Source organism: Deinococcus yavapaiensis KR-236 (assembly GCF_003217515.1).
Lineage (GTDB): Bacteria > Deinococcota > Deinococci > Deinococcales > Deinococcaceae > Deinococcus_A > Deinococcus_A yavapaiensis.
In genome coordinates this window covers 20,103-44,177 of record NZ_QJSX01000020.1, presented here as the reverse complement: position 1 = coordinate 44,177, position 24,075 = coordinate 20,103, and the positions used below count along the sequence as shown (strand labels likewise).

At 67.1% G+C, this 24,075-nt stretch carries 20 protein-coding genes and 6 tRNA genes; 18 read left to right on the top strand and 8 right to left on the bottom strand.

Features of this window, described 5'->3' with window-relative positions; all coding sequences use genetic code 11:
* Nucleotides 1-6: 6 nt before the first annotated feature.
* The gene (locus DES52_RS19650) at nucleotides 7-1,746 is read right to left on the bottom strand and encodes an AMP-binding protein (protein WP_110888534.1); all 1,740 of its coding nucleotides are present in this window, start codon (nucleotides 1,744-1,746) and stop codon (nucleotides 7-9) included.
* Nucleotides 1,747-1,874: 128 nt separating this feature from the next.
* Between DES52_RS19650 and DES52_RS19645 the strand changes: the two genes are divergently transcribed.
* Both DES52_RS19645 and DES52_RS19640 read left to right on the top strand, forming a co-directional pair.
* Nucleotides 1,875-4,160: a PAS domain-containing protein gene (locus tag DES52_RS19645; protein ID WP_110888533.1), complete on the top strand. Its 2,286-nt coding sequence runs from the start codon at nucleotides 1,875-1,877 to the stop codon at nucleotides 4,158-4,160.
* 90 nt (nucleotides 4,161-4,250) lie between these two features.
* A complete protein-coding gene (locus DES52_RS19640; RefSeq protein WP_110888532.1) occupies nucleotides 4,251-5,591 on the top strand; it encodes an MATE family efflux transporter in 1,341 nt (446 codons plus the stop codon).
* Nucleotides 5,592-5,615: 24 nt separating this feature from the next.
* Here DES52_RS19640 and trxA read toward each other — a convergent pair whose 3' ends face one another.
* A complete protein-coding gene (trxA, locus tag DES52_RS19635) occupies nucleotides 5,616-6,044 on the bottom strand; it encodes a thioredoxin (protein ID WP_110888531.1) in 429 nt (142 codons plus the stop codon).
* A 462-nt stretch (nucleotides 6,045-6,506) separates the two neighbouring features.
* On the opposite strand from trxA, the gene DES52_RS19630 reads away from it, so the two are divergent.
* The 3 genes from DES52_RS19630 to DES52_RS19615 all read left to right on the top strand — a co-directional run bounded on the left by DES52_RS19630 (nucleotide 6,507) and on the right by DES52_RS19615 (nucleotide 10,243).
* Nucleotides 6,507-8,198 carry a tetratricopeptide repeat protein gene (locus DES52_RS19630; RefSeq protein ID WP_110888530.1) on the top strand — a complete coding sequence of 564 codons (1,692 nt, stop codon included), beginning with the start codon at nucleotides 6,507-6,509 and terminating at the stop codon, nucleotides 8,196-8,198.
* Nucleotides 8,199-8,271: 73 nt separating this feature from the next.
* Nucleotides 8,272-9,279: a helix-turn-helix transcriptional regulator gene (locus DES52_RS19625; protein ID WP_110888529.1), complete on the top strand. Its 1,008-nt coding sequence runs from the start codon at nucleotides 8,272-8,274 to the stop codon at nucleotides 9,277-9,279.
* Nucleotides 9,280-9,595: 316 nt separating this feature from the next.
* Nucleotides 9,596-10,243: a hypothetical protein gene (locus tag DES52_RS19615; protein WP_110888527.1), complete on the top strand. Its 648-nt coding sequence runs from the start codon at nucleotides 9,596-9,598 to the stop codon at nucleotides 10,241-10,243.
* Nucleotides 10,244-10,297: 54 nt separating this feature from the next.
* Here DES52_RS19615 and DES52_RS19610 read toward each other — a convergent pair whose 3' ends face one another.
* Nucleotides 10,298-10,744, bottom strand: coding sequence for a CHRD domain-containing protein (locus DES52_RS19610; RefSeq protein WP_110888526.1), 447 nt, complete (start codon nucleotides 10,742-10,744; stop codon nucleotides 10,298-10,300).
* 11 nt (nucleotides 10,745-10,755) lie between these two features.
* Nucleotides 10,756-11,481 carry a cupredoxin domain-containing protein gene (locus tag DES52_RS19605; RefSeq protein ID WP_170131182.1) on the bottom strand — a complete coding sequence of 242 codons (726 nt, stop codon included), beginning with the start codon at nucleotides 11,479-11,481 and terminating at the stop codon, nucleotides 10,756-10,758.
* Between the two features lie 194 nt (nucleotides 11,482-11,675).
* On the opposite strand from DES52_RS19605, the gene DES52_RS19600 reads away from it, so the two are divergent.
* Nucleotides 11,676-12,650, top strand: a complete 975-nt coding sequence (locus DES52_RS19600; protein ID WP_170131181.1) for a GNAT family N-acetyltransferase — start codon at nucleotides 11,676-11,678, stop codon at nucleotides 12,648-12,650.
* Between the two features lie 3 nt (nucleotides 12,651-12,653).
* Here the strand turns inward: DES52_RS19600 and DES52_RS19595 are convergent, their stop codons facing one another.
* The 3 genes from DES52_RS19595 to DES52_RS19585 are packed head-to-tail and all read right to left on the bottom strand — an operon-like array spanning nucleotide 12,654 to nucleotide 13,999.
* Nucleotides 12,654-13,277, bottom strand: a complete 624-nt coding sequence (locus DES52_RS19595; protein WP_110888523.1) for an NADPH-dependent F420 reductase — start codon at nucleotides 13,275-13,277, stop codon at nucleotides 12,654-12,656.
* The gene (locus tag DES52_RS19590; RefSeq protein WP_211317968.1) at nucleotides 13,274-13,774 is read right to left on the bottom strand and encodes a CDGSH iron-sulfur domain-containing protein; all 501 of its coding nucleotides are present in this window, start codon (nucleotides 13,772-13,774) and stop codon (nucleotides 13,274-13,276) included. Before DES52_RS19590 ends, DES52_RS19595 begins: the two co-directional genes overlap by 4 nt.
* 18 nt (nucleotides 13,775-13,792) lie before the next feature.
* Nucleotides 13,793-13,999 (bottom strand): hypothetical protein, encoded by a 207-nt coding sequence (locus tag DES52_RS19585; RefSeq protein ID WP_110888522.1) that lies wholly within the window; start codon nucleotides 13,997-13,999, stop codon nucleotides 13,793-13,795.
* Between the two features lie 34 nt (nucleotides 14,000-14,033).
* Here DES52_RS19585 and DES52_RS19580 point away from each other — a divergent pair, with 34 nt between their 5' ends.
* From DES52_RS19580 to DES52_RS19525, 12 genes are all read left to right on the top strand, one after another.
* On the top strand, nucleotides 14,034-15,452 hold the full coding sequence (locus tag DES52_RS19580; RefSeq protein WP_110888521.1) for a mercuric reductase: 1,419 nt from the start codon (nucleotides 14,034-14,036) through the stop codon (nucleotides 15,450-15,452).
* 61 nt (nucleotides 15,453-15,513) lie between these two features.
* Nucleotides 15,514-16,314 carry a glycosyltransferase family 2 protein gene (locus tag DES52_RS19575; RefSeq protein ID WP_211317967.1) on the top strand — a complete coding sequence of 267 codons (801 nt, stop codon included), beginning with the start codon at nucleotides 15,514-15,516 and terminating at the stop codon, nucleotides 16,312-16,314.
* Nucleotides 16,315-16,819: 505 nt separating this feature from the next.
* Nucleotides 16,820-16,894, top strand: a tRNA-Asp gene (locus DES52_RS19565).
* Nucleotides 16,895-17,169: 275 nt separating this feature from the next.
* Nucleotides 17,170-17,241: transfer RNA gene (locus DES52_RS19560), tRNA-Glu, on the top strand.
* Between the two features lie 82 nt (nucleotides 17,242-17,323).
* Nucleotides 17,324-17,397 (top strand) — tRNA-Leu (locus DES52_RS19555).
* 4 nt (nucleotides 17,398-17,401) lie between these two features.
* Nucleotides 17,402-17,475: transfer RNA gene (locus tag DES52_RS19550), tRNA-Leu, on the top strand.
* 6 nt (nucleotides 17,476-17,481) lie between these two features.
* Nucleotides 17,482-17,604, top strand: a tRNA-OTHER gene (locus DES52_RS19545).
* A gap of 27 nt (nucleotides 17,605-17,631) precedes the next feature.
* A tRNA-OTHER gene (locus tag DES52_RS23180) sits at nucleotides 17,632-17,758 on the top strand.
* A 170-nt stretch (nucleotides 17,759-17,928) separates the two neighbouring features.
* On the top strand, nucleotides 17,929-19,521 hold the full coding sequence (gene rsr / locus DES52_RS19540) for an RNA-binding protein Rsr (RefSeq protein ID WP_110888519.1): 1,593 nt from the start codon (nucleotides 17,929-17,931) through the stop codon (nucleotides 19,519-19,521).
* A 122-nt stretch (nucleotides 19,522-19,643) separates the two neighbouring features.
* A complete protein-coding gene (locus DES52_RS19535; RefSeq protein ID WP_110888518.1) occupies nucleotides 19,644-20,531 on the top strand; it encodes a cation diffusion facilitator family transporter in 888 nt (295 codons plus the stop codon).
* 68 nt (nucleotides 20,532-20,599) lie between these two features.
* Entirely contained in the window at nucleotides 20,600-22,273 is a 1,674-nt protein-coding gene (locus DES52_RS19530; protein ID WP_110888517.1) for a sensor domain-containing diguanylate cyclase, read from the top strand.
* 95 nt (nucleotides 22,274-22,368) lie between these two features.
* Nucleotides 22,369-23,184 carry a polyphosphate kinase 2 family protein gene (locus tag DES52_RS19525; RefSeq protein WP_110888516.1) on the top strand — a complete coding sequence of 272 codons (816 nt, stop codon included), beginning with the start codon at nucleotides 22,369-22,371 and terminating at the stop codon, nucleotides 23,182-23,184.
* A gap of 4 nt (nucleotides 23,185-23,188) precedes the next feature.
* On the opposite strand, the gene DES52_RS19520 is transcribed toward DES52_RS19525, so the two are convergent.
* Complete coding sequence (locus tag DES52_RS19520; RefSeq protein ID WP_110888515.1) at nucleotides 23,189-23,974, bottom strand: SDR family NAD(P)-dependent oxidoreductase; 786 nt, start codon at nucleotides 23,972-23,974, stop codon at nucleotides 23,189-23,191.
* Nucleotides 23,975-24,075 lie beyond the last annotated feature (101 nt).

Genomic DNA, 24,075 nt, shown 5'->3' with positions numbered 1-24,075 from the left:
CGCGCTTCAAGGAGCGCGCAGCGACGGAAAGTCGGCGTCGGCGTACTCGCCGGAAGGACGATCGTTCGTGAACGTCTGCTCGCGTTGCCGAAGTTCCACGCGGCGAATCTTGCCGGAAATCGTCTTCGGCAAGTCGTGAAATTCGAGGCGACGCACGCGCTTGAACGGCGCGAGGTGCGCGCGGCAGTGCGCGAGGATCGACTCGGCGGTCTCGGCGTCCGCGTTCCAACCGGCGGCGAGGACGACGTACGCTTTGGGCACGGCGAGGCGCACGGCGTCGAACGACGGCACGACCGCCGCCTCGGCGACCGCCGCGTGCTCGATCAAGACGGACTCCAATTCGAACGGCGAGATGCGGTAGTCGGACGACTTGAAGACGTCGTCGGACCGCCCGATGTACGTGATGACTCCGCCTTCGAGGCGGCGCGCGACGTCCCCCGTGTGGTACAGCCCGTCTCGAAAGGCGTCGGCGGTCTTCTCGGAGTCACCGTGGTAGCCCACCGTGAGGCCGACGGGACGTGAATCGAGGCGCAGGCACACCTCGCCCTCTTCGCCCTCCATCCCGGTGAGCGGGTCGATCAAAACGACGTCGAAGCCGGGCAGCGGGCGACCCATGGAGCCGGGAATCATGGCTTGACCGACGGTGTTCCCGACTTGCAGCGTCGTCTCAGTCTGCCCGAAGCCGTCGCGAATGAGCACGCCCCACGCGCGCTGCACTTGCGAAATCACCTCGGGATTGAGCGGCTCGCCCGCCGCGACGACCTTGGCGGGTGGCTCGCGCAGAGCGCTCAAATCCGCTTGGATGAGCATGCGCCACACCGTGGGCGGCGCGCAAAAACTCGTGACGCCTTCACGGTCCATCTGCTCCATGAGCGAGCGGGCGTCGAAACGAGCGTAGTTGTACACGAACACGGTCGCCTCGGCGATGAAGGGCGCGAAGAAATTCGACCACGCGTGCTTCGCCCAGCCGGGCGAGGCGACGTTGAGATGCACGTCGCCCGGCTCCAGACCGATCCAGTACATCGTGCTGAGGTGGCCGACGGGGTACGACGTGTGCGTGTGCTCCACGAGCTTCGGGCGAGACGTCGTACCGGACGTGAAGTACAGCAGCAGCGTCTCGTCGCCGCGCGTCGGCTCGCGCGGCGTGTACGCGTCGGACGCGTTTCGAGCGTCCTCATAAGCGTGAACCGCCCTCGAGCCGACGAAAGCGGGCTCCGCGCCGATCAAAACGACCGTGAAGTCGCCGTCGACAGCGTCGAACTTCGCCGCGTCCTCACGCGCGACGACGACGCACGAAACGCGTCCGCGCCGAACGCGGTCGGCGAGGTCGGCCGGGGTGAGCAGGACGGTCGTCGGGATGAGCACCGCGCCGATCTTGATGCACGCCAGCATCACCTCCCACAACTCCACGCGGTTGCCGAGCATCACGAGCACGCGGTCTTCCCGGCGCACCCCGATGGACTCCAGCCAGTTGGCGACGCGTGACGAGGCGCGCGAAAGCTGCGCGTACGTGCGGCGCTCGCTTCGGCCGTCCTGCTCGGTGACGACGAGGGCCAAGCGGTCGGCGGTCTCGGGCGTCCGCGCCACGGAATCGAACCAGTCGAGAGCGAAGTTGAAGTGCTCGAAACGCGGCCACTCGAAGGCCGCGCGCGCGGCCTCCAAATCGGCGCGGTGCTTCACGAGGAGGTCGCGGGCGGCGCGGAAGCGGTCGGTAGCAGTGGAAGCGAACGGCGAGGACGTGTTCATAAAGCTCCAAGTCGGCGAGGACGAGACGCGGAGAAACCGGGGAGTGGGCTCAGCATACTCGTCTCGCGCCGCCTTCAGACGGCCTTCATGCGCCGAAGTCGAGCGGGCGCTCGCACTACCATGAGGCGATGTCTGTTCCCAGCGACGTCCGCTTCCTTTCGGCCGAAGTGTGGCGGAGCGTGTTCGACACCGTCTCCACGCCGACGTGGCTCGCGGACGACGACGGGCGGATCGTGCACGCGAACGTCGCTTTGGCCGCCCACCTCGGCCGCTTGATCGACTCGCTCGCCGGCTTCTTTCCCCTCGACGCGGCGCACGCCGACGACCGACGGGACATGTGGCCGCGCTGGGAAGCCGCGCGGCGCGAACGCCGTTCCTTCGAAGCCACGTGCCGCCTCGACGCGGGCCGCGGCCCGCGTTGGACACGCCTCGATCTTCGGCCGCTCGGCGGTGACGGCGCGCCCGCCTGGGTGGGGACGCTCGCGGACGTGCACGACGCCGTGACGGCGCGCTCGGAGGACGAGGTGCGGCGCGCTCGGGACGAATGGCGGGCGACGAGGCCGCTCGACACGCTCTTCGAGGCGTCTCCGGTCGGCATGGCCTTCCTCGACCGCGACTTGCGCTTCGTGCACGTCAACACCGCCCTCGCCGAGCTCAACGGTCTGCCCGCCCACGCGCACCTCGGACGCACGGCGATGGAGTTGCTGCCGGGCCTCGACGACGGCGCGTTCGCAGCCTTGCGGCACGTCGTCGTCTCGGGCGAGGCGCTTCGCAACGTGACGGTCGAAGGCGAGACGCCCGCCTTGCCGGGCGTGCGCCGCGCTTGGCGCGAGGACTTCTACCCGGTGCGCGGCATGGACGGCGAAGTGGCCGGCGTGGGGATCATGGCGGTCGAGATGACGCCGCAAGCGCGCGTTCAAGCGGCGCTCGTGGAAAGCGAGGCTCGCTTTCGAAGGTTGGTGGACGCCAGCCCCATCGGGATGGTGCTCGGCTTGCCCGACGGACGGATCACGCTCGCCAACGACGCGTACCTGCGCATCGTCGGGTACTCGCGCGAGGAGTTCGAGCTCGGCCTCGTGGACTGGGCGCGCCTGACGCCGCCCGAGTACCTGCCGCTCGACGTGCGGGCGTTGCGAGACGTCGAAGAGCGCGGGCACAGCGACTCGTACGAAAAGGAGTACGAGCGGCGCGACGGAACGCGCGTTCCCGTGCAGTGCACGATCGCCGCCTTCGAGGGAGACTCGGGGCAAGTGGCAGGCTACGTCGTCGACCTCACGGCGCTCAAGGAAGCCGAGCGCGCCTTGCTGGACCTCAACGCGACGCTGGAACGCCGCGTTCGCGAGCGCACGCAGCAGGCTCTGCAGTTGCAAGAGCAACTCGCGACGGTGGCGCGCAGTTTGCCGATCATCTTGTACGCCATCGACGAGCACGGACGCTTCACCTTGTCCGAAGGGCGCGGCCTCACGGACCTCGGATTGACGCCTGGCGAAGCGGTCGGGCGAAACGTCTTCGAGTTGTACGGCGCCGAGGACGGCGTCTTGGACGACGTGCGGCGCGCGCTCGCGGGCGAGGAGGTGCGTTCGCAGCAAACGGTGGGCGATCAGGTGTTCGACGTGACGTACGCGCCTAAGCTCGACGCGAGCGGACGCCCCGACGGGTTCCTCGGAGTGAGCATCAACGTCACCGACCGTGCGCGCGCCGAGCGTTCGCTCGCTCACCGCAACGAGGAGTTGCGGCGCAGCAACGAGGAGTTGGAGCGCTTCGCGTACGTCGCCAGCCACGACCTGCAAGCGCCCATTCGCGCGGTGACGAGCTTCGCGGATCTCGTCGCGCAGCGGTACAGCGCCGCGCTCGACGACCGGGGCCGCGCGTACCTCGCGCAGATCATGGAAAGCGGGCAGCACATGAAGCGCCTCGTGGACGACTTGCTGGCGTTTTCGCGTCTACACACCGAGCAGCGTCCCTTCGAGCCCGTGGCCGCCAACGACGTGTTCGACCGCGTCGCGCTTCGGTTCGCGGCGGACGTGGACGACGCGCTCGTCCACGTGACGCGCGACGACCTTCCGACGGTGCTCGCCGACGCGCCGCAATTCGATTCGCTGCTGCAAAACCTCGTGTCGAACGGGTTGAAGTACGCGCGCGAAGGCGTGACGCCGATGGTGCGGGTGTCGGCGACGCGCGACGAGGCGATGTGGCACTTTCGCGTGACCGACAACGGCATCGGCATCGAGGACAAGTACTTCGAGCGCATCTTCGTGATCTTCCAACGCCTGCACGGCCGCGAGCGCTTCGAAGGCACCGGGATCGGCCTCGCCGTGTGCAAGAAGATCGTCGAGCGGCACGGCGGGCGCTTGTGGGTGGAAAGCCGAGTCGGCGTCGGCTCCACCTTCCACTTCACCTTGCCCGCTCCGTGAGCTTCACGAGCGGCGCGCCTTCGTGGGCTACATTGCTGGGATGCTTCCGGTCGCCTTCCCTTTTCGGGCATCTTCTCGCGCGAGGCGCCCTTGAGCGCCGAGACAAACCGTGAAATCGCTCGCATCGCGCTTCCCGTCAGTCTCGAGTCGATGGTGCAACTCGTCCTCAACTTCACGAATCAAGTGGTCGTGGGAACGCTCGGCACGGCGACGATCGCGGCGGTCGGCTTGTCGAACAACGCGCTGTTCATAGGCATCGCGTGCCTCAACGTCGTCGGTTCGGGATGCGCGATCCTCGCGTCTCGGGCGCGCGGGCGAGGCGACGAGGACACTTTGGGCCGCATCGCGTTGCTGTCGGTCTTGTTCGCGGTCTTGCTGGCGTTGCTGCTGACCGTGCCGATCGCGCTGTCGGGAAGCGGCTTTCTGCGCTTCGTCGGCGCGAGCGACGAGATCGCCGGAATCGGCGGGCCGTACTTGGGTTTGTACGCCCTCGCGCTGCCGCTCGTCACGGCGAACGTCGTGATGACGTCGACGTTCCGGACGATCGGACGGGCACGCCTGCCCTTGATCGTGACCTTGAGTTCGCTGACCTTGACGCCGCTCCTCGCGTGGCTGCTCGTGACGCAGCTCGGATGGGGCGTGATCGGAGCGGCCGCCGCCATCGTCATGACGCAATCGCTGCGAACGGCGTTACTGGCGGGCTTCCTGTTCTTCAGCCGCTTCGGAATTCGCGTTCGCCTGCCGACCTTCTCGCAAGGACGCGGCGTGTTCGCCGAAATGGCGCCGCTCGTGCTGCCGTTGTTCGTCACGGAGATCGTCTTCAGCAGCGGCGTCTTTCTGTTCTCGCTGCTCGTCGGGCGCATCGGCACGGCGCAACTCGCCGCCTTCCAGATCGTGGCGACGTTCGAGAACATCTTCGTGGTGGGCGCGGTCGGCTTCAACACGGCCGCGACGATTCTCACGGGACGCGCCATCGGGCAGGCGAACGCCCGGGAAGTGTGGCGATGGTCGGGCGGGGTCTGGCGTCTCGGCGTGCTCGTCGGGCTGGGGCTGGGCGTGCTGTTCGCGGCGAGCACCTTCTTGATCGGCGCCCTCTTTCCGAACACGACTCCGGAAGTGAGGCAACTCGCGCAGTGGGGCGCGCTTTTGAACGCGCTGTTCCTCCCCGTGAAAGTGGCGAACATGATCGGCTTCGGAACGCTCGCGAGCGGTGGCGACACGCGCTACCTGCTGCTGTCGGACGTCGTGACGGTCGTGCTGGTCGGCTTGCCTTTCGCGTACCTGCTGGCCTTCCCGGCGGGCTTGGGGTTGTGGGGCGTCTTTTTGGGCCGTCTGCTCGGTGAGGAGATGGCGCGAATCGTCATGCTGGTGTGGCGTTACCGAACGGGCGCGTGGTTCAAGTTGGAGCCGCGCCCCAACCCGACCGATTGACGCGAAACTCCCGTCGGGCGCCGCTCACCCGTTCGAGCGATTCAGGCCGAGCCGATCCACCAGGGTCGGCTTGTTGACTGCGCCGACGATGCGGTCGGTGGGCTCGCCGCCTCGAAAGACGATGAGCGTCGGGATGCCTTGCACGCCGAAGCGCGCGGAGGCGCCCGGGTTTTCGTCCACGTTGACCTTCACGATTCGCAGCTTGCCCGCGTACTCACGTGCCATGTCCTCCAGCACCGGAGCGATCACTCGGCACGGTCCGCACCACGGCGCCCAGAAATCCACCAAGACGGGTACGGGCGCGCGCACGTCGGCCTCGAAGGACGCGTCGGTGCCCGCGTGCAGCCACGGCAGGGCCGCGCCGCAGCGAGCGCAGGCGGGCACTCGGGCGTCGGGCACGTTGCTCACACGATTCTTCGCTCCGCATCGTTCGCACGTCAAAATCGCGCTCATGCCTTCAAGGTAGCGAATCGAGCGAGCGTCACGGGATGTCGCGACACGGTGCCGAACGGCGCGACATGATTTGACGCCTCCGACCTCCATGCTGCGTGTCAGGAGGTGATGAGCTGGTTTGAACCCGAGGACTTCGACCTGCAGGCGTTCGGCAACCACAAATCGTAGAAGCGCGGACTCCATCCGCCAAGACTGATCCGCGCTTCGCCCCCTTCGGAGGCACCATGCAGCGTACCGCGAAAGCGGTGTGCCTGGCCTTGACGTTGTGCGCCCTCGCACTCACGTCGGTCACGCACTCCGTGTTCGGCCCTATCCATTCGAACGAAAGGCCCGCCGTCGTGGCGGGCGATGAACCGAAGCCGGCCGGCGGCTCGGGGTGAAGTCCGGCGCACATGACGACGCGGCGCGTCGTCATGTGCGCCGCGCTCGACGCTTCACGAGACGTAGACTGTCGGAGAGCTTATGAGCAAAGGCGCGAGGCGGTCGGTCGAGGCGAAGGAAGCGGTGGCGTCGGTGGAAGCGCTCGTGGAGCGCGGCGAGTTCGAGCTCGCTTACCGCACGGTGGAGGTCGCGCTTCGAGAGCCTCTCAGCGTCGTCGAGCAGCAAACGCTGCTCGACGCGGTTTCGCGCGTGCCGCTCGAGCAGCGGGCGGGCAGCGCGGCGGGCGCCCTGATCACGGCGCGGTTGCTCGGCAATACGCGGCAAGCGGCGGACGTGCTGCCCTTCACGGCGCTCGCGCGCCAAAAGCTCGGTTGGCCCGCGAGCGCGCCCGCCGCCGCCTTCGAAGCCTTCGCGCTCGTGCGCGAAGGCCGTCACGACGACGCCGTGCGTGTCGCGGACGAGGTGATCGCCGTTGTCGACGGCCTTCCGCTCGGCATCGCTTGGCGCGCGCGCGCCGAAGCGCTCGGGTGGTCGGGACGCGACGGGTGGCGTGAAGCGTTTCGCGTGGCTAGGACCCACTTGACGGGGCGCTCGCTCGGAACGTGCTGGCTGGCCGAAGGAACGCTGATGCACCGCGCCGGAGACGACGCGGGCGCGCAAGCGGCGTGGCGCGAGGCGCTGCTGCTGCTCGAACGCGATCCGCTGTACGCGGCGTGGCTGCGGCACGCGCTCGGCTTGTCGTACCTGCGGTTCGGCTTGCCGGAAGCCGAGGAGCACTTCTTGGCGTTGGAGCGCCTCTCGAAGCGCGAGGGCGCGGCGCACATGCGGGCGCGGGCGCTGTGCGGCCTGGGCACCGCGCGGCGAGTTCGGGGCGAGTGGGACCGAGCCTTGTCGAGCTACCGCGCCGCTTTGCGCGTAGCGCGCGAGGAGGACGACGTGCAGCAAGCTCGACGTAGTCTCGGGCACACTCTCCGCCTGCTGGGCAAGCCCGGCTTGGCGTTGGAAGAATTGCTGCGGGCGGCTCGGGCCATTCGGGTGGAAGCCGAGCGGGGAAAGTCGTGGGTGTACGTGGACGTCGCGGCCGCGCACCTCGCCCTCGGAAACGACGAGGCGGCGCGGGACGCCTTGGCGCACGTCGAGGACGGCAGCGAGGAAGACGCCCAACGAGGGTCGATCGTACGAGCGGAGCTCGCGCGGCGCGCGGGCGACGAGGAGGAGGCGCGCCGCGAATTGCGCAAGATTCGAACCAACATGATGTGGGCACGCGAGGAAGTCGTGCAGTTTCCGGCGCTGTTCGCGTTGATGGGAGGCGAGCGGCCCGTGCCCTTGACGCACCTTGGTGGAACGCGCGTGGAGGTGCGGGCGCTCGGAGCGCTCGAAGTGCAAGTCAACGGCCGCGTCATACCGATGCGCGCGACGGGCCGGGCCGGGGAGTTGCTCGTGGTGCTGCTGGAGAAGGGAGGGCGCGCCACGACCGAAGAGCTCACGGACGCCTTGTACCGTGACGACGCACCCGAGCGGCGCCGCGCCGGTCAGTCGTTGTGGGCCCTGGCGAAGACGTTGCGCGAAGCGCTCGGCTGGGAAGGCAGCGTGACCTTCGTGGGCGGCGCGTATCACCTCGACGAAGCGGCGCAGTGGTGGTACGACGTGCGAGAAGCCGTCGCGCGCGGCGAGCGAACCCCGGCTTTTTTGTCGGGCGTGTACAGCGCCTGGGCCGTCGAGCGGGCGCAAGAGCTCGCGTTGAGAGACGAAGCCTTGAGCGTTCCTCGTTAGATTTTGTGAGCACGTGGAAGCTTCCTCGTTTTTCTCGACAGGCACTCGACCGCTCTTCTCTACCCTGCTCGCAATGACGAACGACGCCCAACCCGAAGACCGCCCCGAACAGGAGCGCGCCACTTGGACGAAGGTGAAGCGTCTGCTCGAACTCATGGAACTCCTGCGGCTGCGCGAGCGCACGGTTCGCGAGCTCGCCGACTGGTTCGGCGTCGAGCAACGCCACATCCAACGCGACCTCCAGGACTTGCAGGAGATCGGCGCGGGCCTCGAGTACGTTCATCCGCATCGCTATCGCCTCGTCGGCACGCCCGAGAGCTTGAGGCCCGTGCAAGCCCTCGCCGTGCACGCTGCCACGCGCCTGCTGTACCACCACGCCGCCACCAAGAACAAGCAGTACCTCCTCGCCCTCGAAAAGCTCGCCCTCAGCTTGCCCAACAGCGTGCAGGACATCGCGCGGCGCTCCACGCAAGACTTCCGCCCGCAACTCGTCGACGACAGGGTCTTCGAGGCCGTCGCGAGCGCGTGGTTCGACCGCCGCGTCGTCGCTTTCGACTACGCTTCCCCGACGGGCGAAGTAGAGCACCTCGAACTCGCCGTGTACTTCGTGGAAGTGTCGCGCGACGATCTGGCGCCGTACGCGATCGGCTTCGAGCGTCTGAAGCGCGGCGAGATGCGGGCGTTCAAGCTTTCTCGCATGCGCTTCGTCACGCTGCTGACGGACACGTACGAGATTCCCCAGGATTTCGATCCTCGCGCGCACCTCACCGACGCCTGGGGAGTCGTCGGAGGACAGACGGATGTCGTGACGGTGCGTCTTCGCTTCGCGGCCGAGGCAGCTTACCGCGTGCTCGAAGGCGGCTATCCCAGCCTCACCGTCGAGCACATCGGCGCGAGCGACGGATCGATCGTCGTCTCCGTGGTCGCGAGCGTCGACGAGACGGGCTTGCCACGCGAACTGCTGCCGTGGCTTCTCGGCTGGGGTCCGCGCGTGGAAATCTTGACGCCCGAAAACGTAAGGCGGCAGTGGCTGGAAGAGATGCGCGAGACGCTTCGGCGGTACGGCGGCGAAGCGAGTTGAGGCTTGCCTGCCCGCATAGTCCTTCTGCATAAGCGAGAAGCGTGGTATCCTGAAGTCATCAGCGGCCGAAAGGCCGCTTTTCTGCTTCGCGTGACCGCCGCGTACCATCGTGAGCCCGACGGTGAGGTCGTCGGCATGAAAACGCGTCGAGACGGGCTTCGTGAAGCGGTCGAGAACGCGACCACACGCCGAAGCTAGAGCGTGAGGTTCGGTCGGGCAAGGACGAGACTTCACGAGGGGGACGGCACGTCACGGTCAAGCGTGCTAACTGGACAAGGACGAAGCCCAACGATGAGCAATCTGCTAAGGTCGTCTCATGCTCAACTCACCGCTCTCGTCGTGGTTCTACGCACAGCCGCACGGCAGCGGCTTCACATTGACGCTTCCGACCCGCCTCGCGCGCTTTCTGCACGCTGCGCAACACCACTTCGGGCTGCGCGATCCGTCGTTCACGCTGCTCGGCGTCGAGTTCGGTCCTCACCCGTTTCCAAGGTTGTGGCATCCCGGGGTGCCCGAGCGCAGCGTCATCGTGCAGCTCAGTCACCTCACGCGCGGCGCGGTGGACCTCGACTATCAGCTCGCGCACGAAGCGGTGCACCTGCTGCGTCCGCCGTTCGAGTTACGCGCGTCCGTTCTAGAGGAAGGCGTAGCGACGTGGTTCGCCACGCAGGTCGTGCGCGAAGACCACGCGTGCGCGCCGCAGCCCGACACCCTCGAGTACGCGCGCGCGCTGGAACTCGTCGCTCCCCTCCTGGACCGAGATGCGGCGGGCATCGCCCGCCTGCGCGCGCGAAACGCGAGTTTGTCCGCCGTGACCGCCGAGGACATCCTCGCCGTGTGGCCCGAGGTCGGCGAGTCCTTGGCGCACCTTCTCGCGCGTCCCTTCGAGTGCGCGGCGAGGCCGGGCGGCATGGTCGACGGCTCGTTGACGGACGGCCGAGCGAGCGCGAACAGCGACGAATGAACGGTGTCATGGGCGAGGGCCGGGAAGACGTCTTCCCGGCCCTCACTCGTCCACTCAGCCTTTCGTGGTCTTGACGGGCGCGCAGATCGGCACGACGGCAGGCGCGTCGGCGTAGTGCACGTTGATGTACGCGCCGGCGTCCCCGGCGATCTTCGCGGCCTCCGTCATGAGGGTCGTGGTGCCGTTGCCGCTCGCGTCGGACGTGAACGAGGGGAAGCCGACGGAAACGGGACCGTTCGACGCGCAAGGATCGGTGTTCGACGCGGGGCCGAACGCGTGGTAGTGCGCGATGTAAGCCTTGTTCGGCGTGAGGCCGGTCAAGACGAGGGTCGTCTGAACCATGCCGTCCGTCATGGTCGTGACGCGTGCCGAGCCGGCCGCGTTCGGATCGGCCGTCACGGGATTGTGGCGAAAGGCGAGGTTGCGCGGTTGCCCCATCATCATGCAACCGCTCAGCAAGCTCAGCAACAAGACGCTCAATCCAAGATTCCGTGTATTCATATGCGTTCCTCCTATGGTCGGCCGACCACGGTGATCGTGGCGGTCATGCCCTCGTGGTACGAGCAGTAGTACGTCACCGTACCCGCTCGGTCGAACGTGTGGCGAAAAGTGTCGCCGTTTCGAAGTTCCGCCGATTGAAACGAGCCGTCGAGCGCGACGACGTCGTGCGCCGTCGCGCCTTCGTATCGCCAGGTGACGGTCGTCCCGATCGGCACGGTCAGAGAGGACGGGCGGAAGAAGTTGTCGCCGATCGCGACCTCGACGGTCGTCGCGGCGACCGCGCCGCCGTGATCGTGCGGCGCGGCTCGGAACAAGACGGCGCACAGCGATGTCACCGAGGCGTCGCGCGCGGGGTGAATGTCGACGTACGCGCCGGCGTTTCCCTGAACGGTCGCTTCCGGAACGCGCTTCTCGACGGTCGCGCGGCCGTCCTCTCCGGCGGTGAAGGGGGCGAAGGTGACGGTGACGGGACCGTTCGAAGCACACGGCTCATCGACGAAGCCCGCAGGCAACGCGTGATAGTGCGCGACGTACTCCTCGCGAGGAGTCAGTCCGGCGAGACTTAAGGTAGTGACGCGCGTGGCAGCGTCGGCATGTTCCACACGAACTTCGCCGCGCGGCGCGTCGCTCGCGTGCGACCCGTGCTCGAACGGTACGACGATCGACGTAACGTCCTCTCCCGACACGAGGGACAAGCCGGTGAGAAGAAACAGGAATACGCCGAACCGTACCGTCATGACGTCGCCTCCGGGAACTACATGAACCGAGCAGAACAAAGAGCAGGGGTCGATCTCCATCTGATCCCCGTAGCATGAGCAGAGCGCGAGAAAGATGTGAACAACGACTTCACTCTATGGCTGATCGGCCGACCGGACCTAGGCGACTCGGCGGATTCCGCAAGTCACGCCTCCTTCGTATGCTGCCGATGATCATGCCTGTCACGCTTCCCTTCCGACTTCGCGCCTTCACGCCAGATGACTACGACGCGTTCGCGTCTCTGCACGCCACCCTCTTTCCCGAGCATCCATCCACTCCGGACGAGTGGCGCGACACCGATCGGCAAGCCGAGAGGGACGAGCGCTTGAAGCAAGGGCGTCTCGTCGCCGAGCACGACGGCACGCTGGTCGGCTTCGCCGAGTACTCGCAAAACCCCGGCATGTACCATCCGCGCCGCTTCATCCTGGCGGGCGGCGTGCTGGAAAGCGTGCGCGGACAAGGCCTGGGCCGCAAGCTGTACGACGCGTTGCTGAGCCGTCTCGAGCCGTTCGATCCTCTCAGCGTCCGAGCGCGCGCCCGAGAAGACGCCGAGCGCGCCCTGCGCTTTCTCGCCGAGCGCGGCTTCGTGGAGACGCAGCGCGCCTGGGAAGCCACGATCGATCCACGCACCTTCGACTTTTCGCCGTACGAAGGATTGGAGGCGAACCTGCGCGAGCGAGGAATCACCCTCCACGCCCTGACCGAACTGATGCACCGCGACGATTGGCGCGAGTTGATCTACGACGCGTTCTCCGACACGCGCCTCGACGTGCCGAGAAGCGAGCCTGCCACGCCCTTGTCGTTCGAGCAGTTTCGCGAGTACATCCTCGAAGACTCGATGTTCCTTCCCGACGCGTACTTCGTCGCCCTGCAAGGCGACCGCGCGGTCGGCACGAGCGACTTGTACCGCAGCGGCGCCGCCGACGGACTGTTCACGGGGTACACGGGCGTGCGGCGAGAAGCGCGCGGCCAAGGCGTCGCGCTCGCCTTGAAGTTGCGGGCGCTGCGGTACGCGCGGAATCGCGGCGCGCCGTGGGTGCGGACCGACAACGCGTCCACGAACGCTCCGATGCTCGCCGTGAACGAGAAGCTCGGCTTTCGCCGCGAACCGGCGTGGCTCAGCTTTCAAAAAGTGCTCGCCGAGACGTGAGGCTCAGCGCGCGTCGCCCAGCCGTTCGCGCGCTTCGCGCGCCGTGACGTTCTGGTTGTACAGCGGCGTGTCGGGCTGGAAGCGCGCGCTGTCGGCGAGCGTTCCGCCGTCGACGGGCGCGAAGCCGATCTCCTCGATCAAGCTCGACACGACGCGCTTGGCGTCCTCGTCGTCCGATTCCACGAAGATCGCGCGGCGTTCCTCCAGCGGCTTGGACACGTCTCCTTGCTCGGCGAGGTGCTTGAACCAGATCGTGTTGAACGCCTTCACCACCCGCGCGCCCGGAACGAGACGCGCCGTGTACTGACTTTCGGCGAGCCCCTCCAGGTCGATCGACCCGTCGCGCCCCGGATAGTAGTTCGCGGCGGTCACGAGGATTTTTCCGGCGAGTTCGTCGCTCGGCAAGTCACCGAGCCTTCCGAACGGAATCGCCTCGATCACGACGTCTCCGTGCGAGGCGGCTTCACGCACGCTGGCGGCGCGCACGTTCGGTCCGAGGGTCGCGACGAGTTCGCGCAAGGAGTCCGGACCGCGCGAGTTGGCGAGCGCGAGCTCGTGGCCGCGCGCGGCCAACAGTCGGGCGAGCGTGCTGCCGATGTGTCCCGAACCGATGATCCCGATCTTCATACGTCACCTCGTGCATTCGACGCTTCGTCGTGCGCGTCTCCTCCGTCGCTTCGCCAGCCGACCTTCGCGTGCGTGCCGTCGCAAAACGGCTTGTTTCCGGACTGCCCGCAGCGGCACAAGGCCGCCCGCGTCTCTCGCAGGGGCGTTCCCGGCACTCGAAGCTCGAAGTCGCCGCGCACGATCAAAGGACCGTCGGCGAGAGGCGTGATGCTCGTCGGGGATTCGGGAAGCTCGGTTCCTTCCTGCGACGTGAAGTGCAGCGCGCCCGTCGGGCAGCGCGTCACGACCTCCGAGACGGCGCTCGGCTCGGCGAGCCACGCCCGAATCCAAGGGCGGGCGCTCGGATCGAACACTTCGGGCAGGCCGCGCACGCACTCCGCGAAGTGAAGGCAACGTCGCGCGTCGTAGTACACCGTCACGCCGTTGCCTTCGTACGCTTTGCCGGGCGGCGTGACGGGCAAGTCAACTTCGAATTCGTGGCGCGTCGAAGGCGTCATGGCTCATGGTAGCAGCGCTCACAGCGAGAACAAGGGAGGTTGCGCCCGGAGGCAGCCGTGAATCCGCTTGGCGACCGCGCGCACCTGCCGCTTTTGCTTCGGGCGCAATCCCGCCAGCGGCGACGCGATGAACACGGCGGCGTCGACGCGCAGGGCACGCTGCAAATCGGGACGACCCGCGAGCAGTTCGTCGGCGCGCTTCAACAGCCTCGTCAAGTCGTCCACGCCGCGAGTCTAGCGCGACGTGCTTTGATAAGGCATGACTCGAGCCGCGAACGACGGGCCGCCCCGACTTTTCGACGTCGTCATCATCGGGGCGGGGCAAGCGGGCGTTCCGCTCGCGCACGACCTCGCGTCCGCCGGGCGGCGCGTGCTGCTCGTGGAGCGCAAGCACCTCGGCGGGTCGTGCGTGAACTTCGGTTGCACGCCCACGAAGGCCGCCCTCGCGTCGGCGCAAGTCGCGCACGACGCGCGCCACGCCGCCGAGTTCGGCGTGCGCGTCGGCGAAGTCCATGTGAACTTCGCCGACGTCATGGAGCGCGCGCGGCGCGTCTCGCGAGAATCGCGCCAAGGCTTGGAGGCGTCGTTCGACCCAGGCGGCGACCCCGCGTTGCTGAGAGGACACGCGCGACTCGCCGGACGCGGCGAGCATGGCGTTCTCGTCCACGTCGGCGACGAGGTCGTCGAGGCACCCGCGATCGTCCTCAACACGGGCACGCGCAGCCTCGTCCCCGACGTGGAAGGTCTGCGTGACGGGCCGTTTCTCCACGCGGGCAACTGGTTGGAGCTCGACGAGCGACCCGAGCATGTCGTGATGCTCGGCGGAGGTTACATCGGCGTGGAGATGAGCCAATTCTACCGCCGAGTGGGCGCGCGCGTGACCCTCGTGGACCGAGGCGAGCACTTGCTGGGACGCGAGGACGAGGACGTCTCGGACGCGCTGCGCGGCGCGCTGGAAAACGAAGGCGTCGAGTTCCGACTCGCGAGCCACGTCGAGCGGATCGCGCACGACGCGGGCGCCGTGCGCGTTCACGTGACGAGCGGAGACCGGCGAGACGTGCTCGACGCTTCGCACGTGTTCGTGGCGACGGGCCGCCGTCCCAACACGGACGACTTGGGCTTGGAGACGCTTGGCGTGCGAGTGAACGAACAAGGCGTGATCGAGGTGGACGAGCGACTCTCGACGAGCGAGCCGGGCGTGTGGGCCGCCGGGGACGTGCGCGGCGGTCCTATGTTCACGCACACCGCGTGGGATGACTACCGCGTGCTCGCGTCGCAGTTGACGGGCGACGGTTCGCGCACGACGCGTCGCCTCGTGCCGTACGGGGTGTTCACCGATCCGCAACTCGGGCGGGTGGGGCTCTCGGAGCGCGAGGCGCGCGACGCGGGCCGCGCGGTGCGCGTCGCGCGGTACGACTTGAACCGCAACGGCAAGGCGAACGAGTTGGGACGCCCGGACGGCTTCATCAAGCTGCTCGTGGACGCGAACGACGACCTTCTGCTCGGCGCGGCCGTCCTCGCGTCGCAAGGCGCGGAACTCGTGCACGTCTACGTCGACCTCATGAACGCCGACGCGCCTCGCGCGGTCCTCGCCAACGCCGTCCACGTCCACCCGACGCTGTCGGAAGCCGTGCAGAGCGTGGCGCGCGAGTTCGACCGGGATCCGCAGCGGTCGTGAGCGCGCGAAACGGTGGCTTTCGCGATGGTGCGGCGCGCGCCTCGCGGTTAGCGTCCTCGTCATGATGTCCCTCGACGTTCTCGTGCCGACCCGCGATCGTTCCGGCGCGCTCGCCGCGACCCTCACGAGCTTGGCGATGCAAACGGCGCGGCCGTTTCGCGTGGTGATCTCCGATCAAGGCGACGAGTCCGCCACGTCGCGCGCCGAAGTTCGCACGGCCCTGCGCGTCCTCGAGTTGCACGGCTGCCTCACCGAAGTGCACCACCACCTGCCGAGGCGAGGCATGGCCGAGCAACGCGCTTTCCTGCTTTCACGGTCGAGCGCGCCGCGCGCGCTGTTTCTCGACGACGACCTCATCCTAGAGCCGTGGGTGCTGGACGTCATGACGAACACGTTGACGCGCGAAGGGTGCGGCTTCGTCGGAAGCGCCGTCATCGGCTTGAGTTACCGCGGTGACGTGCGCCCGCATCAGCAGGCGGTCGAGCTGTGGAGCGGGCGAGTCACGCCGGAAGTCGTGCGAGTCGGCACGCCCGCGTGGGAGCGGTACAAACTGCACAACGCCGCGAACTTGCTGCACGTGCAAGAAGCGCTCGGCGCGACGCCCCTCGCGCCCGTGGCGTACAAAGTCGCGTGGGTCGGCGGCTGCGTCTTGTACGACCGCGAAAAGCTGCTGGCCGTGGGCGGCTTCGACTTTTGGCGCGACTTGCCCGAAGAACACGCGGGCGAGGACGTCCTCGCGCAGCTTCGCGTCATGGCGCGCTTCGGCGGCTGCGGCGTCATGCCTTCGGGCGCCTACCATCAAGAGCTTCCCACGACCCTGCCCAACCGCGAGGTGGACGCGCCGCGCGTCTTGCCATGGTGAGGACGATGAGCCGAAGCGCTTAGCTCGTCGATAGGCGTTTCACCGCATGCGCCGCTCGAAGGCCGACGCTAGACTCGAACGCGAGGTGATTCTCGTGACGAACAAATTCAGTATGCTCGAACTTCAGGCCCGCCCTTCGTGGCTCCCCCGCCTGACCTTCGAAAATCGTCACGATCACGACGCACGAGATTCCCGGCGAGGTTTCTCACGACCAAGTTCCCTTTGACGGCCTTGCCCGCTTCGACCGGCTCGCCGCTGAGTGAGTCGGTTCGTTCGTGGTGATCGTCGTTCCAAGGAAAAGACGCCGCGTTGTGAACGCGCAAATTCAGAGTTCACCCGCCTTTGCTTCGGGCCGAAGATCGACGGTTATTGATTGAAAATCAAAACACGTCCGTCGGTCACCCCTTGCCCGAAGCGAATTCTTTCGGCCCCTGGCTCCGCTGCCGAAGCGTCCCGCCCTTGAGGGGACCGTCGCGGATTCGAGCTTTACAGGGTGCCTTTGCGAGGCCTCGTCGTTCAACGGTCAGGACACCCGGTTGTCTCCCGGGAAACGAGGGTTCGATTCCCTTCGAGGCCGCCACGTTCGCTCGCCTTCGGGCCGAAGCATCAGGGTTATTTCACCAAGTCAGGCGCGGGAAGCGTTCCGAAGGGAACGTCGAGGGTTCGACTCCCTCCGTCGAAGCGGCGCCGTTCCCTGATTCATCCTTGCCCGTGGGATTTCGACTTCTCGCGTCGGGCCGAACGTTCACGGTTCTCTTTCCTCGGTCAAAGACGTCTCCGCGTGAGGCGTGGGGGTTCGACTCCCCGGTCGCGAGACCGCTCCGTGAACTTCACCTTGTCCGACGCTCTTCGTTCGCTGCCGTCGTCTAGCGGTCAGGACGCTCGATTCTCAGTCGGGAAACGCCGGTTCGAGTCCGGCTGGCAGTTCCTCTCGCAGGTCTCGTTCAACGCAGGACGCCCGCGTTCCGCGCGGAAGATGGAGGTGCGAACCCTTCGACCTGCTTTTTTCGCTTCGGTATCCCAATCGGCAGAGGAGTCGCGTCGAGAGCGCGATCAGTGCGGGTTCGAGTCCCGCTCGAAGCATCATGCGCCTGTATCCCAAGCGGTAGAGGAACGCGGTTCAGAGCCGCGCCAGTGCGAGTTCGAGTCTCGCTGGGCGCACTTCGTGGGGCGGTAGCTCAGTTGGTAGAGCAGGAAAACCCCTCGGCATTCCTTGCCTGTAGGGCCGACGCTCGAGGGTTACCACTTCTAATGGCCTGGTCGCCGGTTCGAATCCGGCCCGCTCCACCAAGGCCGAAAGGCCGCACGCACAACTCGGGAACGGTGGCTCAGCGGGAGAGCGTACGACCGCTTCGGCGGCTCCTCGGCTTCACTCGCCCGTTCGGGCCGACGTTCGAGGGTGATCGGGATCGTAAGGTCGTGGGTTCGAATCCCACCCGTTCCCAACGTCTCTCGGGGTGGTCGCCCATCTTGGCGGGCAGTCTTCCTTCGGCATCCTCGCCCGCTTCGGGCCGACGCTCGAAGGTTCTCGGGTTCGATTCCTGGCCTCCCCTCATTCCGGCTGTTCGCGGCACACGCGGCGCAGCCCTTAGCCCGAAAGGAGGGCCGATTTCGATGAAGAACTACCTCAACGCGATCTCCCCGAAGCGCGCCACGCAGCGCGAGAAGATGCGCGCCGACCAAGTGCGCAACAATGCGGGCGGCTACGTGTTCGCGGTGTCCGACGAGACGCGCTTCCTGCGCTTCTTGATTCTCGGGACGGAGGGCGGCACCTTCTACGCCAGCGAGCGCGCGCAGACGAAGCTCGAGACGAGCTTCGTGACGAAGTACGCCCGCGAGAACGGTCTGCGGGCCGTGCAGCTCATCGTGGACGTGGCCAACGAGAACCGCGCGCCGAAGGCCGATCCGTCGCTCCTCGCCCTCGCGGCGGTCGCGAAGCTCGGTGACTTGGAGGCCCGCAAGGCCGCGTGGAACGCCCTGCCGATCTTGGCGCGCACGGGAACGCACCTGCTGCACTTCCTCGCGTTCGCCAAGGAGTTCGGCGGGTGGGGTCGCTTGACGCGTGAAGGCATCGCCAACGTGTACCTCGGCGTCCCGATCGAGAAGTTGGCCTTGTGGGCGGTGAAGTACAAGGCGCGTGACGGCTGGACGCACGCGGACGCTTTGCGACTCGCGCACCCGAAGACCGATGACGGCCTTCGCAACGCCGTGTTCAAGTTCATGGTGGACGGCGTGCTGGAAGGCGCGTCCGACGACGCGCTTCGCGTCATCGAGGGGCATCTGCTGGCCTTGCAGGCGGCGTCCGACGCGGACGCGGCGCACCTCATGCGCGCGTACGGCCTGCCGATCGAAGCGGTACCGACGCACCTGCGCGGCCGCGAGGTGTACGAGGCGGCTTTGGAGACGAACGGCGTCACGTGGACGTTGCGCAACCTCGGGAACCTCTCGCGCGTCGGCTTGCTGAAGCTCGGCGCGTGGGACGTGATCGAGCGTGTGACGAAGCGCCTCACGAACGAGAGCGCCCTTCGCAAGGGTCGTGTCCACCCCGTCGATGTGTTGAAGGCCCTGCTGGTGTACAAGGCGGGGCGGGGCGTGAAGGGCGGCGGCGAGTGGACGGCCGTGCCGCGCGTGGTAGACGCGCTCGAAGAAGCGTTCTATCTGGCGTTCGGGGCGGTTCAGCCCGCGAACAAGCGCTTCTTGCTCGGCATCGACGTGTCGGGCTCGATGAGCTGCGGAACGGTCGCCGGGGTGCCCGGTCTCACGCCGAACGTCGCGGCGGCGGCGATGAGCATGGTCACGTACCGCACCGAACGCTCCAGCGTCGCCATGGGCTTCACGAGCACGTTCGCCGACCTCGCGTTGCGTCCCAACGACTCTCTGGACGTCGTCACGAAGAAGCTGCAGCAGCACAACTTCGGCGCGACGGACTGCGCGCTTCCCATGCTGTGGGCGACGCGCAACAAGGTGGAGGCGGACGTGTTCGTGGTGTACACGGACAACGAGACGTGGGCGGGCAAGGTCCAGCCGATCATGGCCCTTCGCGAGTACCGCCAGAAGATGGGGATCGGCGCGCGCCTCATCGTGGTCGGGATGACGGCCACGCGCTTTTCCATCGCCGACCCGACGGACGCCGGGATGCTCGACCTCGTCGGTTTCGACACGTCCGCTCCGAGGATCATGACGGAGTTCGCCGCTGGGAAGTTGTGACGAACCCCCCTCCTCTCCTCGCGCCGGGAGAGGAGGTTCGGGGGAAAGGCGGCTCATTTGGAAGTGCTAGCTTGAGAGGACGCCCGGCCGGGCGATTTCCTTTTCCTTCGAGGAGCCTTCGCTTGAACCGCACCGCTCGACTCGCACTCGGCAGCATCGTCATCGGCGTGCTCGTCCTCGCCCTCAAGTTCGCGGCGTACTTCGTCACGGGCAGCGTCGCCTTGTTCTCGGACGCGTTGGAAAGCATCATCAACGTCGTCGCGGCGGTGGCGGCGTTCGTGGCGTTGTGGGTGAGTGCGCGGCCCGCCGACACGAACCACCCGTACGGGCACACCAAGGCCGAGTACTTCTCGGCGGTCATCGAGGGCGTCTTGGTAGTGATCGCCGCGCTCGCGATCATGCGCGAGGCGTACGGCGCGTTTGCGAATCCGAAGCCGCTCGACTTGCCGCTCGCGGGCCTCCTCGTGAGCGCGGCGGCGTCACTTCTGAACGGCGTGTGGGCGACGTTGCTGGCGCGAGAAGGGCGCCTGCGGCGCTCTCCGGCGTTGACGGCGGACGGCAAGCACCTCATGGCGGACGTCGTGACGTCGGTCGGCGTGCTGGTCGGCGTGATTTTGGCGAGCGTGACGGGCGTGACGCGTCTCGACGCGGTCTTGGCGGGTCTCGTGGCTTTGAACGTGTTGTGGTCGGGTTGGGGCCTCGTGCGAGACTCGGTCAGCGGTTTGATGGACGAGGCGGCTCCGGCAGAGACGGTGCAGCGCATTCGCGAGGTGATCAGCACGCACGCCGAAGGCGCCCTCGAAGCGCACGACGTTCGCACCCGGCACGCGGGCCGCGTCACCTTCGTGGAATTCCACCTCGTCGTGCCGGGCGACATGTCCGTGCGGGCCGCGCATGATATCTGCGACCGCTTGGAGGAAGAGTTGAAGCGCGAGTTGGAGGACGCCGCCGTGACGATTCACGTGGAGCCCGAAGGCAAGATCGAGCACAAGGGCGTGCTGGTGTTGTGATGTCGACGCGAGCGGCACCACGAAGCTCTCAGAATGTGAGAGCTTTAAACGGTTAGAATCAATAATCCATGAACGAACCCATCGGGTACGAGCAACGTCGATTGGAGGCGCTGGCCCGCTACGCCATCCTCGACACGCTCCCCGAGGACGCCTTCGATCGCCTCGCCAAACTCGCGGCGGCCGTGTTCGGCGCCCCCATCGCCTTGGTGAACTTCGTGGCGGATCAATACACCTTCTCGAAAGCGTGCTACGGCATCGACGTCTCGCACCACGACCGCTCGCTGTCCTTGTGCGCGCGCACGATCGAATCGAACGCCGTCCTGACCGTCTTGGACCTTTCGAGCGATCCGCACTTCGCGGCCTTCCCGACGGTCACGCAGACGAAAGGCGTGCGGTTCTACTCGGGCGCGCCCATCAAGACGCACGACGGCTTCAACATCGGCGTCATCTGCGTGCTCGATTACGCGCCGAGGGGCAGCGTGAGCGACGTAGAGCGCGAAAGCTTGGAGCACCTCGCGGCCATAGCGTTCGACGAGTTGGAGTTACGCCGCAAGACGCTGGAGCTGCAACGCGAAGCGAGCGCGAAAGAAGCGCTCGTGCGGACGCTGCGCAGCACACAGCTCATGAGCGACACGCTGCTCGGCATCACGAGCCTCGCGCAACTCGAGTTGCCGCCCGCCGAACTCGCGTCGCACGCGCTGGAACTGCTTTCACGCGCCATCGACGTCGAATGGTGCAACCTCAGCGCGTCGCGTGACGATTCGGTGACCTTCGAGACGATCTGGGCGAGGGACGACGCCGCCGACGCGCTCACACACGCGATTCCCACGCGGCGCGGCGAGACAGGTGGAGCGTCGTGGCGTGCGGCGAACGATTCCCGGCCCTCGTTCACGTCGGCGTACGAGCAGGAACGGGGCGCTCTGCCCGAACTCGTCGAGGCGGGCTTGCAGGCCGTCGCGTGGCTGCCCCTCGGCGAGTTCGACGGAGCGCACTACGTCTTGGTGCTGGGCCGGTTGCGAGAAGCGCGGCGCTGGACGGAACGCGACCGTCAGCTGTTGGCGACGGCGACGCGGGCCATCCGCTACGCTCTGGGCGTTCGCGAGCAGACGCGCGCCGCTCGGGCGGCGTCTCGCACCGACCTTCTGACGGGCCTCGCCAACCGTCGAGCCTTGGACGAAGCCTTGGAGCAAGTCGCCGAGCGCGCGCTTCCCATCGTGGTGGCGATGCTGGACGTGGACGGACTCAAGTGCGTGAACGACACGCGCGGTCACGCGGCGGGCGACGCGTTACTGCGCATCTTCGGCTCCACCCTCGCGGCGCATCTGCCCGTGGGCGTGAGCGCCTTTCGGCTTGGCGGCGACGAGTTCGCGCTGCTGCTGCCGCTCGGCGAGGAGGACGGGCCTTCGGGGGCACGCGCGCGCGTCTTGGCGTCGATCGACCCGGCCGTCGCGACCGCGCGCACGGCGGGCTTCCCCGAGGCGGGCGTGTCGTTCGGCGTGGCCTGCTGGCCTCGAGACGCCGAGACGCTCGAAGACGTCTTGGAGCGAGCCGACGCCGCCTTGTACGAAGACAAGCGCGCCCGCAAAGCCTTCCACGCCAATAGAGATGGAGAGCGAAGCGTGGAAGGCGCCTCGAATGCCACCAACGGCGCCCCGCTCGGCGACCTCGTGTTGGACGTCGAGGCAGCAACCCTTCTCGGAAGTTCGCCGAGCGCGCTTCCCAGCCCGAAGGAAGCGGACTAGGTCGCGCGGCCCCGAAAGGACCGGCGAGGACGATGGCGGCCGAATCGCAGGAAAGCGTCAAGGCAGACGACCGCGCGTCCCCTCTACAGTGAGGCATGTCGAGCGAACGGGTGAAGCCTGACGAGCGAGCGAACTTGCGGAAACGCGATCCGAACGAGCGTGGAGCGTACGCGGGCGAAGACGGCAAGGCGAGGGCGCGCGAAGAGACGCGCGTCCTCGTCGCGCGCCTCGCCGAGTGGCAAGAACGTCTCTACGCCGAGGGACGGCAAGCCCTCCTGGTCGTACTGCAGGCGATGGACGCGGGCGGCAAGGACGGCGCCGTGAAGCACGTGATGAGCGGCGTGAACCCGGCGGGCGTGACCGTCACGAGTTTCAAGCGACCCACGGACGAGGAGGCGCGGCACGACTTCTTGTGGCGTGTGCACGCCAAGACGCCGCCACGCGGGACGATCGGCTTGTTCAACCGCTCGCACTACGAGGACGTTCTCGTGCCGCGCGTGCACGGCACGCTGGACGAGGAGGCACTTCGGCAGCGCGTGGAGGCCATTCGTGATTTCGAGCGTCACCTCGCCCGCGAAGGAACGACGATCGTGAAGTTTTTTCTGCACATCTCCAAAGAGGAGCAGCGAGAACGCCTGCAAGCCCGGGTGGACGACCCCGAGAAGCGCTGGAAGTTCCAACTCGGCGACCTTGACGAACGCGAGCGTTGGGACGACTATCAAGCGGCGTACGACGACCTCATCGGAGATACCAGCGCCGAGCACGCGCCGTGGTACGTGATTCCGGCGAACCGCAAGTGGTACCGGGACCTCGTCGTGGCGCGCGTCCTCGTCGAAACGCTGGAACGCATGAATCCACGCTTCCCGAAAGAGCCCGAGGGTGTGGACTGGGGGACGCTGCGAGTGAAGTAGGAATTCAGGATCGGTAACGCGGCGCCACCTCGCCCGACCTCGGCGAGGCAGCGAGTTGCGCCTCGAAGACGCGCGCGATGACCTCCGGGTCCGGCTGGGCGGGCACGCACACCAACTCGCCGAGATCCAAGCCTTTCAAGGACGCGTCCACGAGGTCGGGCGCCTCCATGATCATGCCGGGCGGAAGACGGTCGAGGTCGGTGCCCGACGTGTCGTGGAACTCCGTGCGAATCACGCCCGGCACGAGGAGTTGCACTTTGACGTTCGTGCCTTCGACCTCCTCGGCGAGGGCCCGCGTGAAGTTGTTGACGAACGCTTTCGTGCCGCTGTACGTGGCGTTCGTGCGAAACGGGCGCCACGACAGGCCCGACGACACGTTGACGATCGTGCCTCGGCCGCGCGCCAGCATCCCCGGCAAGGCGGCGCGCGTGAGGCGGGCGAGCGCGAGGACGTTCACGAGGATCATCTCCTCGACGGTGTCCTCGGGAAGGTCCGCGAGCGGGCGGTACACCGCGAAGCCCGCGTTGTTCACGAGGAAGTCCGTGCCGTGCACGCGCAGGTACTCCTCGACGCGGCGCACGTCGGCCGACTCGGCGAGGTCGGCGGCGAGCACGTCCGCCGTGACGCCGTGCCGCGCCGACAAGTCGCGGGCGACGTCACGCAGGCGATCTTCGCGCCGCGCGAGAAGGGTGAGGTCGAAGCCGCGCGCCGCGAGGCGGTCCGCGTATACGACGCCGATGCCCGAGGACGCGCCCGTGACGAGCGCGTGAAGCCCAGAAGTCGCGGTCATGCATCATCGTACGTCAAGGACGATTCGCTTCGTCGGAGCGCGGTAGCATCAAGCCCATGTCGTCGTCGACTCGACCGCTCACTTCTTCTTCCTCGTTCTCG

Coding starts and splice junctions, on each gene's coding strand:
- DES52_RS19650 (WP_110888534.1), bottom strand. CDS start 1,746: ATGAACACGTCCTCGCCGTTCGCTTCCACTGCTACCGACCGCTTCCGC.
- DES52_RS19645 (WP_110888533.1), top strand. CDS start 1,875: ATGTCTGTTCCCAGCGACGTCCGCTTCCTTTCGGCCGAAGTGTGGCGG.
- trxA (WP_110888531.1), bottom strand. CDS start 6,044: ATGAGCGCGATTTTGACGTGCGAACGATGCGGAGCGAAGAATCGTGTG.
- DES52_RS19630 (WP_110888530.1), top strand. CDS start 6,507: ATGAGCAAAGGCGCGAGGCGGTCGGTCGAGGCGAAGGAAGCGGTGGCG.
- DES52_RS19625 (WP_110888529.1), top strand. CDS start 8,272: ATGACGAACGACGCCCAACCCGAAGACCGCCCCGAACAGGAGCGCGCC.
- DES52_RS19615 (WP_110888527.1), top strand. CDS start 9,596: ATGCTCAACTCACCGCTCTCGTCGTGGTTCTACGCACAGCCGCACGGC.
- DES52_RS19610 (WP_110888526.1), bottom strand. CDS start 10,744: ATGAATACACGGAATCTTGGATTGAGCGTCTTGTTGCTGAGCTTGCTG.
- DES52_RS19605 (WP_170131182.1), bottom strand. CDS start 11,481: ATGACGGTACGGTTCGGCGTATTCCTGTTTCTTCTCACCGGCTTGTCC.
- DES52_RS19600 (WP_170131181.1), top strand. CDS start 11,676: ATGCCTGTCACGCTTCCCTTCCGACTTCGCGCCTTCACGCCAGATGAC.
- DES52_RS19595 (WP_110888523.1), bottom strand. CDS start 13,277: ATGAAGATCGGGATCATCGGTTCGGGACACATCGGCAGCACGCTCGCC.
- DES52_RS19590 (WP_211317968.1), bottom strand. CDS start 13,774: ATGACGCCTTCGACGCGCCACGAATTCGAAGTTGACTTGCCCGTCACG.
- DES52_RS19580 (WP_110888521.1), top strand. CDS start 14,034: ATGACTCGAGCCGCGAACGACGGGCCGCCCCGACTTTTCGACGTCGTC.
- DES52_RS19575 (WP_211317967.1), top strand. CDS start 15,514: ATGATGTCCCTCGACGTTCTCGTGCCGACCCGCGATCGTTCCGGCGCG.
- rsr (WP_110888519.1), top strand. CDS start 17,929: ATGAAGAACTACCTCAACGCGATCTCCCCGAAGCGCGCCACGCAGCGC.
- DES52_RS19530 (WP_110888517.1), top strand. CDS start 20,600: ATGAACGAACCCATCGGGTACGAGCAACGTCGATTGGAGGCGCTGGCC.
- DES52_RS19525 (WP_110888516.1), top strand. CDS start 22,369: ATGTCGAGCGAACGGGTGAAGCCTGACGAGCGAGCGAACTTGCGGAAA.
- DES52_RS19520 (WP_110888515.1), bottom strand. CDS start 23,974: ATGACCGCGACTTCTGGGCTTCACGCGCTCGTCACGGGCGCGTCCTCG.